The organism is Chitinophaga lutea (genome assembly GCF_003813775.1).
Taxonomy (GTDB): Bacteria; Bacteroidota; Bacteroidia; order Chitinophagales; family Chitinophagaceae; genus Chitinophaga; species Chitinophaga lutea.
In genome coordinates this window covers 1,485,039-1,500,457 of the sequence record NZ_RPDH01000002.1, presented here as the reverse complement: position 1 = coordinate 1,500,457, position 15,419 = coordinate 1,485,039, and the positions used below count along the sequence as shown (strand labels likewise).

General features: G+C 57.4%; 10 protein-coding genes. 8 read left to right on the top strand and 2 right to left on the bottom strand.

Going from position 1 to position 15,419, the window contains the following annotated elements; genetic code table 11:
- Positions 1 to 16: 16 nt before the first annotated feature.
- The gene (locus EGT74_RS18240; protein ID WP_181954758.1) at positions 17 to 607 is read left to right on the top strand and encodes a Crp/Fnr family transcriptional regulator; all 591 of its coding nucleotides are present in this window, start codon (positions 17 to 19) and stop codon (positions 605 to 607) included.
- Between the two features lie 149 nt (positions 608 to 756).
- A complete protein-coding gene (locus EGT74_RS18235) occupies positions 757 to 1,626 on the top strand; it encodes a pirin family protein (RefSeq protein ID WP_123848002.1) in 870 nt (289 codons plus the stop codon).
- A gap of 67 nt (positions 1,627 to 1,693) precedes the next feature.
- Here EGT74_RS18235 and EGT74_RS18230 read toward each other — a convergent pair whose 3' ends face one another.
- Entirely contained in the window at positions 1,694 to 2,386 is a 693-nt protein-coding gene (locus EGT74_RS18230) for an alpha/beta fold hydrolase (RefSeq protein WP_123848001.1), read from the bottom strand.
- 605 nt (positions 2,387 to 2,991) lie between these two features.
- On the opposite strand from EGT74_RS18230, the gene EGT74_RS18225 reads away from it, so the two are divergent.
- The 6 genes from EGT74_RS18225 to EGT74_RS18200 all read left to right on the top strand — a co-directional run bounded on the left by EGT74_RS18225 (position 2,992) and on the right by EGT74_RS18200 (position 15,016).
- Positions 2,992 to 6,093, top strand: a complete 3,102-nt coding sequence (locus tag EGT74_RS18225) for a SusC/RagA family TonB-linked outer membrane protein (RefSeq protein ID WP_123848000.1) — start codon at positions 2,992 to 2,994, stop codon at positions 6,091 to 6,093.
- 20 nt (positions 6,094 to 6,113) lie between these two features.
- Positions 6,114 to 7,886 carry a RagB/SusD family nutrient uptake outer membrane protein gene (locus EGT74_RS18220; RefSeq protein ID WP_123847999.1) on the top strand — a complete coding sequence of 591 codons (1,773 nt, stop codon included), beginning with the start codon at positions 6,114 to 6,116 and terminating at the stop codon, positions 7,884 to 7,886.
- Between the two features lie 40 nt (positions 7,887 to 7,926).
- The gene (locus tag EGT74_RS18215) at positions 7,927 to 10,719 is read left to right on the top strand and encodes a SusC/RagA family TonB-linked outer membrane protein (RefSeq protein WP_123847998.1); all 2,793 of its coding nucleotides are present in this window, start codon (positions 7,927 to 7,929) and stop codon (positions 10,717 to 10,719) included.
- A gap of 24 nt (positions 10,720 to 10,743) precedes the next feature.
- Positions 10,744 to 12,450, top strand: coding sequence for a RagB/SusD family nutrient uptake outer membrane protein (locus tag EGT74_RS18210; protein ID WP_123847997.1), 1,707 nt, complete (start codon positions 10,744 to 10,746; stop codon positions 12,448 to 12,450).
- A gap of 34 nt (positions 12,451 to 12,484) precedes the next feature.
- Positions 12,485 to 14,077 (top strand): hypothetical protein, encoded by a 1,593-nt coding sequence (locus EGT74_RS18205; RefSeq protein WP_123847996.1) that lies wholly within the window; start codon positions 12,485 to 12,487, stop codon positions 14,075 to 14,077.
- Positions 14,078 to 14,317: 240 nt separating this feature from the next.
- Positions 14,318 to 15,016, top strand: a complete 699-nt coding sequence (locus EGT74_RS18200; protein WP_123847995.1) for an SGNH/GDSL hydrolase family protein — start codon at positions 14,318 to 14,320, stop codon at positions 15,014 to 15,016.
- 6 nt (positions 15,017 to 15,022) lie between these two features.
- On the opposite strand, the gene EGT74_RS18195 is transcribed toward EGT74_RS18200, so the two are convergent.
- A complete protein-coding gene (locus EGT74_RS18195) occupies positions 15,023 to 15,418 on the bottom strand; it encodes a hypothetical protein (protein WP_123847994.1) in 396 nt (131 codons plus the stop codon).
- Between the last annotated feature and the right edge of the window lies 1 nt (position 15,419).

The following is a 15,419-nucleotide window of genomic DNA, read 5'->3' as shown; positions in this document are numbered from 1 at the left end:
CCATTAATTTAGCGGCATGCTGACCGTTTTCAAGAAATACCTGCAAGACCATACGCCCATTACAGACGAGCAGTTCGAACAGCTCAGCCGCGAAGTGACGCCGCGCTCGTACCCCAAAGGCCGCATCCTCGTAAAGCCGGGCGATACCTCGGATAACGGTTATTTTGTCAGCAAGGGCCTCCTAAGGGCCTATGCCACCGACGAAAAAGGGAAGGAGCACATCATCCAGTTCGCGCCGGAAAACTGGTGGATTGGCGACCGGGGCGCGATGTATTTTGGGGAACCGGCTACTTTTTATGTGGATGTGGTGGAAGACGCGGAAGTAGTGGTGGTGAACCGAAATTTTATGGACAGGGCACAGGAAATTTGCCCCGCTTACGCCCGGTACAACATTTACCTCCTTCACAACACCGCCCGCCACATGCAGCAGCGCATCGCCTCGCTGCTGGCCGCCACCGCGGAAGAGCGCTATCTTTCCTTTATTCATATGTACCCCAATGTGATGTTGCGTGTGCCCCAGCTGATGGTGGCCTCGTACCTGGGCATCACCCCCGAAACCCTCAGCCGCGTGAGAAAAGAGCTGGCGAGGAAGAACTTCGGGAAGTAGGCGCCTGTTCCTGTTAACCCGCAATACTCACGAAACATCCATCGGGACAGTCGCATCATCCGCCGTCCCGAAACACCGGTCTTATCATACATCAAGATGGGGCAACGGCGCCATCAATACCTTTGTGTAAAGAAATAAAGGAGTAAACCATGAAAAAGATCATCGAGAAAATAGCGGCAAAACCTGCAAGGCCCGGTATGGTGGGCGACGGTTTCCGGGTGTTCAACTTCATCCCCGGCGCAGGTATTCTGCAGAAACGCATCAGCCCTTTTTTAATGCTCGATTTTAACGCGGAATACGACTTCGGCCCGTCCGATCATATCCGCGGCGTAGACGTGCATCCCCACAAAGGTTTCGAAACGGTGACCATCGCCTACAAAGGCAGCGTGGCGCATTACGACAGCAGCGGCAGCAGCGGTGTCATCAACCCCGGCGACGTACAGTGGATGACGGCCGGCAACGGCATCCTGCACAAGGAATTTCACGAGGAATCGTTCTCCAGGAAAGGCGGCCCCTTCGAAATGGTGCAGCTCTGGGTGAACCTCCCGAAAAAAGATAAATCCGTGGACCCGCATTACCAGGCGCTCACGGCCGATAAAATGGGTAAACTCGTGCTGGACAACGACGGCGGCGTGGTGAACGTCATCGCCGGCAATGCCAACGGCGTATCCGGCGCGGCCAGCACCTACACCCCGGTGAACCTCTTCGACGTGCGCCTCAACGCAGGCGGCGCATTCAAAACCAGCATCCCGGCTACGCATAACACCGCCCTGCTGGTCATCAACGGGAACATCACCATCAACGGCACACCTGTAGCGGAACACAGCTTCGTATTGTTCGGGAACGAAGGAGAGGAGCTTGAACTGACGGCAGACAAAAATGCCGTGGTGCTGGTGCTCAGCGGCGAGCCCATCAACGAACCGATCGTGAGTTACGGGCCGTTCGTGATGAACACCAAAGAAGAAATAGAACAGGCGATCATGGATTACAACCTCGGTAAATTCGGGGTATTGGATTAAGTAAGGAAGAGGAACGGATATCAACGGGCCGGTTGTCATAGACAGCCGGCCCGTTTTACGATATGGGCTATACCGCTTTTGCGGCTTCCAGTATGAGCCCGGCCACCGCTTTTGCCTGCGATGCCAGCGATGCATGGCTGGCATCGAGATGGATGATCTTTTTGGCGCCGATATGATCGGCCATTTCCTGCTGGGTGACGGGCGGTATCATGCGGTCCTGGTCAGACACCTGGTACCAGCTGGGTTTGGTTTTCCAGGCAGGCTCGCCGGTGGCATCCCCGAAACACCGGCCGTTAATGGCTTTCTGTGAGAGCGACATCACCAGCGCATCTTCTTCCGGCACATCCGCGCAGAAGTTGGTGTGAAACTCGTCGTACCGGATCCATAAAACGCCCTTTTCATCGGGATAGATGCTGGCGCCGCCGGGTGGCTGTTCGCGGCGCGAAAAGATGCCGCCCAGGCTGTCGCCTTTGTCGGGCGCAAATGCGGCAATATACACCAGGCCGGCCACCTTCTCATGCAGCCCCGCCCCGGTGATCACGGCGCCGCCGTAGGAATGCCCCACCAGCAACACCTTGCCGTCCTGGTTGTCGATCAGGTCTTTCGTTTTGTTGATGTCGTCTTCCAATGACGTCAGCGGGTTCTGCGCCGCCCGCACCTTGTAGCCCGCTTTGTGCAGCAGCGGAATGACATGCCGCCAATGGGAACCGTCTCCCCACGCCCCGTGGACGAGAATAATGCTCAGGTCTTTTTCAGCCATGTGATGGATTTTTTAATGTGATGAATGTTCACTGTGATAATCGCCTAAAACCAACAAGGAGGCATACTTATTTGTTCGTTTTTCACCGCAGCGGCGCAAAGAATTAACATCGCGGCGGGGCGTGCGTTTGCCGACGGTTTACCATCCATCACAACATCATGTGTCAATTCCCGCCTAATCATAATGGATTAATTATGAATCAATAAGGCCCTTGCTAAAATTTTGCTAAACGATCGGGGCATATTCGCCCGGCGTAAGATAATCCATCTTTTTCGTGGAATCCGCTATTTGATATTCTCGCGTATGAAAGTAGGTTTGAACTGTTGATTGGAACGAAACGGACACTCCGGTTTTTCTGACTTTTGAGTACTGATTTCGCTGACTTTTTTTCCACGGTAATGTATGACTTAATAGCCTCCCGACGCCTGTAACAACGGATGATCGCGCGGCCTGTTTCCAACGGGCGATGCGGCTTCTGCCGGAGTTTCATTTGATATCATTATTCCGCATCAAAAAAACAACGTTATGATACATTAGATCCCTGCGGCTTTTCAGCGCACACCAATATCAATCAAAATAATTCCAAACGCTAAACGTAGAAGTATATGAAAAACATTATACTCATTTTTACATGGGTATTCTCCCTCCTGTTTTTCGAACATGCAATGTCCCAGACGATCGCCGTCAAAGGCAGGGTCACCGACGGAAACCAGCCTTTACCGGGCGTGAGTGTGAAAATCAAAAATACCAGCACCGGCACCGTCACCAACGCGAACGGTGAATTTTCACTGAACGCGGCCGGAACGGATATCCTGATTTTTACTTTCGTGGGCTACCGGGTCAGGGAAGTGCCCGTCGGCGGCAGGGCCGTCATCAACGAAACCCTTTCAGCTACGGACAGCCAGCTGGGGGAAGTAGTGGTGGTAGGCTACGGGGTACAGAAGAAGGTGACCACCACGGGCGCCATTGCATCGGTAACAGGAAAAGACCTCGTTAAAGCCCCGGTGGCGGGCATCAGCAACGCGCTGGTGGGCCTCGCTTCGGGCATCACGGCGGTGCAGAACTCAGGGGAGTTCGGGAGCGACAAAGCGACCATTCTCATCCGCGGCATGGCCACCCTCAACGCCAGCGGCAGGGGGCCCCTCATCATGATCGACGGAGTGGAACGCGAAACCTACAACAACCTCGACCCCAACGAAATCGAAACCATCAACATCCTCAAAGATGCCTCCGCTACCGCGGTATTCGGCGTGCGCGGCGCCAACGGCGTGATCCTCATTACCACCCGCCAGGGTAAAGTGGGGAAACCGCAGATCAACGTCACCAGTAACCTGGCGGCCATTCAGCCCACGGTGCTGCCGGAACTGCTCACCTCGTACGATTACGCGCTGCTCCGCAACGAAGCGCAGCGCAACATGGGCCTCGCGCCCAGCTTTACGGACGAAGATATCCGGCTTTACAGAACAGGCGAAGACCCGGTCTTCCATCCCAGCAAAAACTGGATCAGGGAACTGGTGAAACCGTTCTCTTTCCAGCAATCCTACAACGCCAATATATCCGGCGGCACGGAGAAGCTGCGCTACTTCACCTCGCTGGGGTATTTTAACCAGAGCGGTGGTTACCACCAGCCGGAACAGGATTTCGGCTTTCCCTACAAACACACGTACGACAAATACAACATCCGGATGAACTTCGATTTTAATCCGGTGAAGGAACTGAACATCGCGGTGAAACTGGGCAACCAGATCACCAATAACACCATTCCCAACGGCGGCGCCTGGGGTGCGTTCGACAAGGCGGCCACCCAGCCGCCCATGACCAGCCCGGGATTTGTGGACGGCAAATACATCGAAAAGATCAACGGCCTGCCGGCCGGCGTGCCGAACTTCAACCCATGGGGACAGGCCGGCCCCACCAGCACGGGCGGCGCGTTCATCACGGAAGACTATTCCAGCACGCTCAACACCAATCTCGCCATCAGCTACGACCTGCACCGCATCACACCGGGGCTGTCCGTCAGGGCGATGGGCTCGTACGACAGCTACTACCTCAAGAACGCCGTACGCCGCAAGTACTTCCCGGCTTACACCATCACCCGCGACCCGGTGGATCCCGCCAAATACACCATGTACCGCAGCACCGACGGCGGGCCGTATTACAACCTCAGCGAAGGTGTGGCGGAGTCCAACAAATGGCGCAAGCTCTACACCGAAGCGGCGATCGATTACAAACGCACCTTCGGCAGGCATACGGTAACGGGCCTCGTGCTGGGCAACTTCCAGCGGGGGCATTACCCGTCGATGCAGTTCGGCTTGCCGACGACGTACCTGGGCCTGGTGTCGCGCGTGACGTACGATTACAAAAACCGCTACCTCGCCGAGTTCAACATGGGCTACAACGGTTCGGAGAACTTCCCGGAAAACAGCCGCTTCGGCTTTTTCCCGGCGGTGTCGCTGGGCTGGGTGGTGACGGAAGAAGCGTTCCTGCCCAAAAATGATGTATTGACTTTCCTGAAGATACGCGGCTCTTACGGCGAAGTGGGCAACGATAAGATCGGCGGCGACCGTTATCTCTACCTCAACGGGCCCTACGCGCTCAACAACGGCGGATACCAGGCCGTGGTGTTCGGCGAGGCGGGCACGAATATGTCGCGCTTCAACATGTACCGCGAAGGCAAACTGGGTAACCCCGATGTAACCTGGGAACGGGCGCGGAAGATGAACATCGGCGCGGAGATCAAACTGCTGCGCGACCGGCTTTCTTTTACCGGCGACTATTTCCAGGAAAAGCGCGACAACATCCTCTGGGTACTGAGCACGGTGCCGGAGCTGGTGGCGGTGCCCCTGCCGCCGGCCAACATCGGCAAGGTGGAAAACCGCGGCTATGAAGTGGAGCTGGGCTGGAACGACCGCGCCGGCGCCCTGACCTACTGGGCGAAAGGCTCGTATTCCTTCGCCCGCAACAAAATCATTTTCCAGGACGAGCCCACCAAGGCGCACGAATGGATGCAGCGCACGGGCCGCCGCATGGGCCAGTACTTCGGCCTGACCTTCGAAGGGTTTTACAATACACAGGCCGAGATCGACGATCCCAAACGCCCGAAATCGGAATGGGAGGGAACCGGCCTGAAACCGGGTGATATGAAATACAAAGACCTCAACGGTGATGGCCGTATCAACTCCAACGACATGGGGCCGGTAGGTTTCTCCGACTGGCCTGAAATCGCCTACAGCATCTCCGCCGGGGCTTCGTGCAAAGGGTTCGACTTTTCCGTGCTGTTCCAGGGAACGGAGAATGTATCGGTGAGTTTCTCTTCTTCCGCCGCCTATCCTTTCACCGCCAGCTGGGGCTCCGCCCAGCAATGGCACCTCGAGCGCTGGACGCCGGAGCGTTATGCCGCCGGTGAAAAGATCACCTTCCCGCGCGTGGAGCTGTCGCCCGACCGCCAGCACAACTACCAGCCTTCCAGCTTCTGGGTGCAGGACGCGTCGTACATCCGCCTCAAGAACGCGGAGATCGGCTACCGCTTCAGCTCCGGCGCCCTGCGCAGGATTGGCCTGCAATCGATGCGGGTGTACCTGAGCGGCAACAACCTCATTACCTGGACGTCGATGAAATATGCCAAAGACCCCGACGCGCGCGAGCTCTGGGGCAGGGTATACCCGTCCATGCGGGTCTACAACGGCGGTGTAAACTTTCAATTTTAATGATGCTGAACTTATCTGATATGCGAAGGAATGTATTACTTACGGGCAGCCTGCTGGTGCTGATCATGCTGTTCGGCGCCTGCCGGAAATACCTCGAAAAGCCGGTGAGCAGCGAGGTGACCATCAAGGAGGTATTCGAGTCGAAAGACAAGGCCGAGCAGTTTCTATGGAACGTGTACAGCACCTGTTCGATTTTTGAATTCCCGTACTTCTGGGACGCGGGCTTCAACGGCTACTATCACTACGGCGCCACCTACACGATCCTGGCGGCGGCCTGCGACGAGGCGGACGCCTATGCCAACTACACCGGCGCCGAAGCCTTCAACAAAGGCAACTGGGGGCCTACGGACATTTACTGGTTCGAGTTCCGCAGCGAATTCTGTTACAAAGGCATCCGCAACGCGAACATTTTTATCGAAAACATCGACCGCTCGCCTTTCACCGACACGGAAAAAGCGGCCATGAAAGCGGAAGCCGTTTTCCTCCGCGCCCTCATGCACTTCGACCTGATGCAGCGCCTGGGCGGCGTGGCCATCGCGGACAAAGTGCTGAGCGTGTCCGGCGCGGCAGACATTCCCAACGTGACCATCCCCCGCAGCACCTTTGAAGAAACGGTGGAGTTCATCGTGAAGAGCTGCGACGATGCGGCGAAGGACCTGCCCAATAATTACGACAGCCGCTTCCGCGGCCGCATCACCAAAGGCGCCGCCCTGGCGCTGAAGGCCAGAACGCTCCTCTACGCCGCCAGCCCGCTCTTTAACTCGAACGATACCTATGTGCCCGTGGGCAACCCCGCGCTCAGGGCCATGGTGGGGTATGCGGACGGGTATAAGGTAGAGCGCTGGAAACGCGCGGCGGACGCCAGCAAGGCGGTGCTCGACTGGGCCCGCACCGAAAGCAGCGGCTGCGCGCTGTACATGGGCAAAAACAACGCGGTAGACCGCTACGAAGAAATTTTCATCAACCCGAACGTGAGCGAGATCATCCTCGACGCGGGCCTGATGGGCCTCAACAGCACCAACTATTTCGTGCGTTTCATGACGCCGGGCACCGTGGTGTACACGGGCACCGACCCGGTGAACATCGGCGTCACCTTCAACTTCGCGAAGTTTTACCAGAAGGCGGACGGTACCGAACAGACCTGGAACGAAACACCGGGCACGGCATACCCTTATGCGCAATACGTACAGAAACTGGGCGAGCTGGAACCGCGTTTCCAGGCTTCCGTGTTCCAGTCGGGCACGGAGTGGGCGCGCGGCACGGGCACCCGGTATCATTTCTACGAGCAGTCGGCCCGCCAGCTGAACCTCTACAACGGCGTGGGTTTCCTGCGCAAGTTCGTAAAAGGCGTGTCCAACGGCTCCAGCCCGGCCCCGCGCTGGATCACCTTCCGGCTGGCGGAGTTTTACCTCAACTATGCCGAAGCGCTGAACGAGAGCAACGGTCCCTCTTCCGAGATCACGGCGGCGGTGAACGAGATCCGCGCCCGCGTGAACATGCCGCCGGTGGCTTACACCAGCCAGGCGGAGATGCGGGAGAAGATACGCCGCGAAAGGGCGGTGGAACTGGCGTTCGAACAGCACCGTTATTTCGACGTGCGCCGCTGGAAGATCGCCGGCCAGGAAGGTGTGATGAAAGGCGGCATGTACAGCCTCAAACTGTATGGCGGCGCGGCGCCCACTTACAAACTGGAAAAATTTGAAGACCGCGCCTGGAGCGACAAGATGTACCTGTATCCATTCCGCGTAAGTGAGGTGGAGCTGGGCTACATCGTACAGAACCCGGGCTGGTAAACAAACAAAAGCATTATTGTTTTCTTCAACAACCACAATCATGAAACTTTTTTCATATAAACATCTTCAACCCGCCGGCGCGCTTTTCCTGCTGTTATGCGCGGCGCCACGGCCGGCGGCGGCGCAGAGCGACTCCACGGTGCGGGTGGCTTACGGTTCGCAGCCGTACAACCAGGTGGCGTCGTCGGTGGCCAGCGTCGGCGGGGCGGAACTGCGCAAAACCAATACCGCCAGTTTATCCAACGCCCTCATCGGCCGGCTGCCCGGCGTGGCCATCATGAACAACGGCGGGGCGCCGGGCTTCGACGACCCGGATATTTTTATCCGTGGCCGCCATACCACCCTCAACAACGGCTTCCTGGTGCTGGTAGACGGTATCCAGATCAACAGCCTCAGTTATATCTCCCCGGATGAGATCGAAAGCGTGACCGTGCTGAAAGACGCGGCGGCGCTGGCATTGTTCGGGGCGAAAGGAGCGAACGGCGCCCTGATGGTGACCACTAAACGCGGCCGCGCCAGCGACAGGATCAATATTTCTTTCAACGCGCGGTATGGCGTGCAGGCGCCGACGTTGTTGCCGAAGTTCGCCCGCTCGTACGACTACGCCCGGCTGTACAACGAAGCGCTGCGCAACGACGGGCAGCAGCCCCTGTACACCGGCCAGGACCTGGAAGGGTACCGCACCGGCGCGGACCCGTATTTATACCCGGATGTGAACTGGTATGATGAAGTGCTGCGGAAAAATTCTCCCATGCAGGATTATTCCCTCACCTTCGACGGCGGCGGCGAAACGGCGAAGTATTTCCTGATGCTGGGTTTTATGAACAACCAGGGCCTGTACGCACATACGGACGGGGAGCACAACGCCAACATCAGTTTCCGGCGCATCAACTTCCGCGCGAATGTAGACATCAACGTCACCCGAAGCCTGACCGTACAGGTAGGGCTGGGCGGTAACATGCAGGATCGCAAGTTCCCGCCCATCGGCACGGAAGACCACTGGCGGTACATGGCCACCTACGCGCCGAACCTGTACCCGGTGCGCACGCCGGACGGCAAGATCACCGGCACGGCCAACTTCCCGTACAACCCGGTAGGGTACCTGCTGGAGAAAGGTTACCAGAGCCGCCACGACCGCAATATCCAGTCGTTCGTGCGCGGCACCCAGCGCCTCGACTTCCTCACCAGCGGCCTCGAAATATTCGGCGCACTGCTCTTCGACAATGAATTCAACAGCCGCTACGATAAAACAAGGAATTACGCCTATTACGAGCCCGTACGCCGCACCGGCGCCAACGGCCAGCCGGAAGTGGTGTTCGTGCAGCGAGGCCTCGATACGGACCTCACCGTGTCCAGCGGGAACAACTACGAAAACAACCGCATCATCTTCAACGGCGGCTTCAATTACAAACGCCGTTTCAACGCCCATGGCCTCGGCGCCATGGTGATGTTCCAGCGCGACAGATACACGGTGGTGGGCAACCAGTCGCCCTTCGCCATGGAGAACCTGATGGGCCGGCTGATGTACGATTACAACGAAAAATATTTTGCGGAACTGGCCTTCTCTTACAGCGGCACGGAAAACTATGCGCCCGGCAGGCGGTATGGTTTTTTCCCCGCTTTGTCGGCCGGATGGTTGCTGCATAAAGAAAACTTCCTGGCCAACAGCCGGGCTGTCAATTATCTGAAGCTGCGGGCCTCGGCGGGACTGACAGGAAACGACAGGGGCGCCGCCCGCTTCGGATACAACCAGTACTGGGGCACGCAGTCGAGCCAGGGTTATTACTTCGGCACCGGCAATTCATTCAGCGAAGCCCTGGTGCAGCTGGCCATGGCCAACCCGAACATCACCTGGGAAAAAGGCATGATCTACAACGTGGGCGCGGATGCGGCTTTCCTCCGTAACAGACTCAGCGTGAGCCTGGACGTGTACCGCGAAAACCGTTACGACATCCTCGTGAACATGGGCAACGTAATGCCCGCATTGGCCGGCATTCCCTCCGTGGCGTTCGAGAACCGCGGCAAGGTGCTGAGTTACGGTACCGAGGTTTCGGCCACGTACAAAGACAAAACCGGGAGCGTGAACTGGTTTGCCGGCGCGCAGTTTGCGTTCGCCCGCAACAGGATCCTCGAGAACTACGACGTGCCCCGCAAGGAAGCCTACAGTTCCCGGAAAAACCGGCCGGTAGGGCAGTACTTCGGGCTAGAGGCCATCGGCTTCTTCCGGAACGAAAGCGACATCGCTTCCAGCCCGGTGCAGACCTTTTCCAACGTGCGCCCCGGCGACCTGAAGTATAAAGACCAGAACAACGACGGCATCATCGACGTCAACGACGAAGTGGCCATCGGCCGGCACAGTTACCCCGAGATCAACTTTTCGTTCAACGCCGGCGCTTCGTACAGGGGGGTTAACCTCGAGCTGTTTTTCCAGGGTATGGCCAACAGGACCGTGTACCTCGAAGGGTACATGTTCCAGCCTTTCGTGAACAACGCCAATATTTCCACCTGGGCCGCCGAAGGCCGCTGGACGCCTGAAACGCATGCCTCGGCCACCTTTCCCCGGCTCACCACGCAGCCCAATCCCAACAACTACCGCACGTCCGATTTCTGGTTCCGTTCCGGATCGTTCCTGCGGCTGCGGAACGTGGAGCTGGGCTACACCTTCCCGGACAAAATGCTCGGGAAAGCGCGCATGAAGGGATTGCGGCTGTACGTCAGCGGGCTGAACCTGCTGAGCTGGGACGACCTCGACGTGAAAGTGGATCCCGAAACGCTGAGCATCGGCTATCCTGTCATCAAAACATATTCCACCGGGCTGAGTGTAAACTTCTAGCCGCGTACACATAAACGATCAACAATGAAACTGTCTCAATTCATACTAGGATGTGCGCTGCTGCTTTCCGCGGCCGCCTGTAAGAAGGGGTACCTCGACCGGGAGATTCCCGTCAATTACAGCGAAGACGAGGTGTTCGTCAACTACGAGCGCATGAGCAAGGCCGGCTACGGGGTGTACACGTTTCTGTTCAACCGTTTCGGTTTCCACCGCATCGACAATGCCATGCTCGCCTCCGCCAGCGATGAGGCCGATCATGCAGACGTGAACTCCTCCATCCACCGGTACAACATGGGCACCTGGAACGCTGCTTCCAACCCGGAAGACTGCTGGGCCTATTTCTACCAGGGCATCCGCAGGGCGAACCTGTTCCTGCAGAACTCCACCGATTACAAAAACATCATTTTCCGCGATACGCTCGACCCTGCCAACAAAAGCAAGTACGAGTACAACGTGCGCGACATCGAATGGCTGCGGGCCGAAGTGCGGTTCCTCCGCGCGTTTTATCACTTCGAACTGGTGAAGCGCTACGGCGGCGTGCCGGTGATGGAAAAAGCCACCGCCGACCTCGGTGAACTGAAAGCCATGACGCGTAAGAGTTTCGATGAGAGCGTGGAGTATATCGCGGGTGAGTGCGACGCCGTGCTGCCGCTGCTGAAAGAAACCTGGGTGAATTACGAAGCCGAGAAATGGCGCGGCCGCGTGAACCGTGGCGCGGCGCTGGCTTTGAAGGCCCGCCTGCTGCTCTATGCCGCCAGCCCGCTGCACAACCCTTCCAACGACGTGGCCAAATGGCGCAGGGCCGCGCAGGCGGCGCATGACGTGATTGCGCTCAACCGCTATTCGCTGCATACCAGCTATAAAGATCTGTTCAGGCTCGGCAACGGCGCAGACGGCAATGCGGAAGTGATCTTCGCGCAGCACGGCTGGTCGAGGAACGATTTCGAGATTTACAATTATCCCGTCGGGTACGACCAGGGTGGGAGAGGCAGCACCAGCCCTTCCCAGAACCTCGTAGACGCCTATGAAATGAAAGCCACCGGCATGGCCATCGGCGAGCCCGGCTCGGGCTACAATCCCGCCAATCCATACGCAGGCCGCGATCCCAGGCTGGGCCTGTCGATACTCACCAATGCCGTTACCTTCAAAAACCGGCCGCTGGAAATATGGACGGGCGGCTTGGATGGCCTGGGCAAACCCAAAGCCACCACCACCGGGTATTATCTCCGCAAGTTCATCGACGAAGGGCTGAACCTGGCGCAGAACCAGACCAGCATGCACACCTGGATCCTGTTCCGGTATGCCGAAGTGCTGCTCAATTACGCCGAGGCCATGAACGAAGCCTACGGCCCCGAAGCGACGGGCGGCTTTACGCTCACGGCCAAAAAGGCGGTAGACATGGTGCGCGCCCGCACCGGCATCCAGATGCCGCCGTTGCCGCCCGGCCTGTCGAAAGACGAAATGCGCCAGCGCATCCGCAACGAACGCCGGGTGGAGCTCGCCTTCGAGGAACATCGCTTCTTCGACGTGCGCCGCTGGAAAATAGCCATGCAAACGGAAAACATGCCGGTGATGGCGATGAAGATCACCCGCAACGCGGACAACTCTTTCAGTTACCAGGTGATCAGGGCGGAAGACCGCGTTTTTACCGAGCGCATGTATCTATACCCGATTCCCGAGGTGGAAGTGTTGAAAAGCGAAGGCAAGATCACGCAGAATAGCGGATGGTAAAATATTACAGCATTGCTTCATTCAAAATGGTTTTATGAAGACGACAATTTTAAAAATATCGATGCTGGCGGCGGTGGTGATGATCGCGGCATGCAGCAAACCCCGTGTGTTCCCCGATACCGGCCTGACGGACGTGCCCGAGCTGAAAGAAGCCACCGCACAGTTCCTGTGGATTGGCCCGGAATATAAACTGGTGCTGAAGGCGAAGCTGGCGGACGAAAAGGGCATCAGCAAAGTGCGCATCAAAAACGGCGAGTGGCAGATCGATTCCGTGCTCGCCGCCGGTAACCAGACGACCTATGACATCAGCGAAACCTTCCTGGTCAGCAAAGACGTGAACCCCACGAAACACCAGGTGGAACTGACCATCACCAACAGCAACGGCGGCATCACCAAAACGAATGTGGAGGTGGAAGACCTCTCCGCCCAGAACCAGATACCGGGGTACAGCCCGGACCTGTTGCCACCCGCCATTACCGTTACGAAACCCACCGTCACCAAATACCTCGGCTTCACCAATGATCCGGTCAACATCGAGGTGGAAGCAGCCATTACCGATACCAAAATCGTATCAGTGGAAGTGAAGGTATGGGGCGAAACTGCTGCGGGGGAACCGGTGCTGGTGGAAGATATCCGCAAGCCCGCCGGAGAAGCGGAAGAAAAGAGTTTTCAATACGCCCGCTCGTTCGCATTGCCGGCCGGCAAAGTGGGAGAGTACCAGTACGTGGTGAAATCCACCGACGCCAGCGGCAACAAATCCGTGAAAGGCGGCATCATTACCGTGGGTTACATCGATAAACTGTACCTCTCCGATGCGGAAACCGAGGCGGAAGCGCTGAACCAGGGGTTCGATCATATGGGTGCGGCGCGTGGCATCGGCACCCTGGTATCGATGACCAAACAGGGCGCCAACACCTTCGTGGCCGATGTGTATTACCGCAACGCGGCTACGGACAACATCCGCTTCGTGGCGTTCCTGGGCACCGACGTGCCTTTTATCACCAACCAGAGCAAGCTGAATTATACGTTCGCCGGCCCCAACGTGGCCGCCATGAGTGCGGCCGAGCCGGGGAAAATAACCACCAGCCTGGCTGCGGCGGGATTCAAACTGCCCGTCAGCCAGAAAGGGTATTACAAGGTAACGGTCGACATGACGGCCCGCACCATCCGCGCCGTGGCCTTTGCGCCGCCCGCGCCGGCCGACGCGGTGAAATATCCGGGCTGGACGGCCGCTAATCCCTGGCCTTACCTGGCCGTAACAGGCCCGGCGGTAACAGGCTCCGCCGGCGGCTGGACGGAAGCGGCTACTTCCCCCAAACTGCAAAAGGAAAGCGATCACCCGTATCTCTACACCGGCACGTTCAAAACCACCGGCAACTCCGATAACATGAGCCTGAACGCGCCGCAGTCCGCCAACAGCGATGTATGGGGCAAAGGCTGGTTCAGGATGACGGCGGCCAGGGCGAATATGAAAGACGATTACGGCAGCCTCATCACCAGAGTAGGCCCGGTAGGCGCGAGCACCGGCGGGGCCAACTGGGGATTCTCGCTGTCGCCCAGGGGTACGTTCAAAGCCACCTACGACATCGTTTTGCAGCGCTTTCGCGTGGTCAGAACAGGGGATTGAGTTTTATCACAGCTTGGCAAATGAAGGGGAGATATGCTTCCGCTTTCCGATAGTGAAAACAGGAAAATCGAGTTTTATTGCAGCATGGCTGCTGAAAGGGAGATATATCCCGCTTTTCGATATCGAAAACAGGGGAGATGGCGTTTTATCACCACCTGCTGTTGAATGAGAACCACCTCCCGCATTTCGATGTAGAAACCGAAGATTGAGTTTTATCACAGCATGGCTTAAATTAGAAGGATGAACAGATTATTGCTCTTTGCACTGCTCTGGTGCCTGCCCGCCCGCGCGCAGGTGGCCGGCCCCGCCGTATACCTGGCGGACGTAAAAGCGGAGTTGCTGAAACAGTGGCCGAAGAACCGCACCATCAACCTGGTATTCCACGGCCACTCCGTACCGAGCGGTTATTTTAAAACACCCGATGTCAGAACGCTGGAAGCTTACCCTTACCGGGTGCTGGAAGGGGTGAAAACGATATACCCCTATGCCGTGGTCAATTCGATCACTACTTCCATTGGTGGAGAAAATTCGGAGCAGGGCGCTGAAAGATTCGGGCAGGATGTGCTGCCGCACCGGCCGGACGTGCTGTTCATCGACTACGCCCTCAACGACAGGGCCATCGGCCTGGAACGTTCGAAAGCGGCGATGGAACAAATGATCCAAAAGGCCCTGCAAAAGAATATCAAAGTGATCCTCCTGACGCCCTCACCGGACCTGGGCGTGAACATCCTGCAACCCGGTAACGTGCTGCAACAGCACGCCGATCAGCTGAAGGCGCTGGCGGAAAAATACCGCATCGGGCTGGCGGACAGTTATGGTTTGTTCAAAGCGGCGGCGGGGAAAGGGAGCGATCTCAAAACGCTGATGTCGCAAAGCAACCATCCCAATAAAGCGGGGCATGCCCTGATCGCCGAAGGCGTGTTGCCGTATTTCAGGTAACTGTTTTCAGCGCCCCGTCGCCACCTCTTTCAGCTCACGCCCCATCTGGCTGAACTTTTCGTAGGTGGCGTAACTGTTATCTTTTTTGTTGAGCGTCATGCGCAGCTTGCCGGGCTCCAGCAGCAGGTAAAAATCAGCCTGGTTGTCGAGCACCACATGGCCGTCGATTTCCACATCGTGGAAATTGATGTTCGTATAACGGCCCAGCTGTTTCTCCAGGTAATCGCAAACCCGGCCATGATTGGCTGTGGGGTAATCGGCCCTGAATTTATATGCCTCCTTCGATTCGGAGACGGAGACGGAGATGTTCCGGTCGTCCCGGCGGTGCTGGCGGGCGAAAATGAACAGCGCACTCACAATGCAGAGCAGGCCGAAAACGAAGAATATTCTATAGGTGGTCATG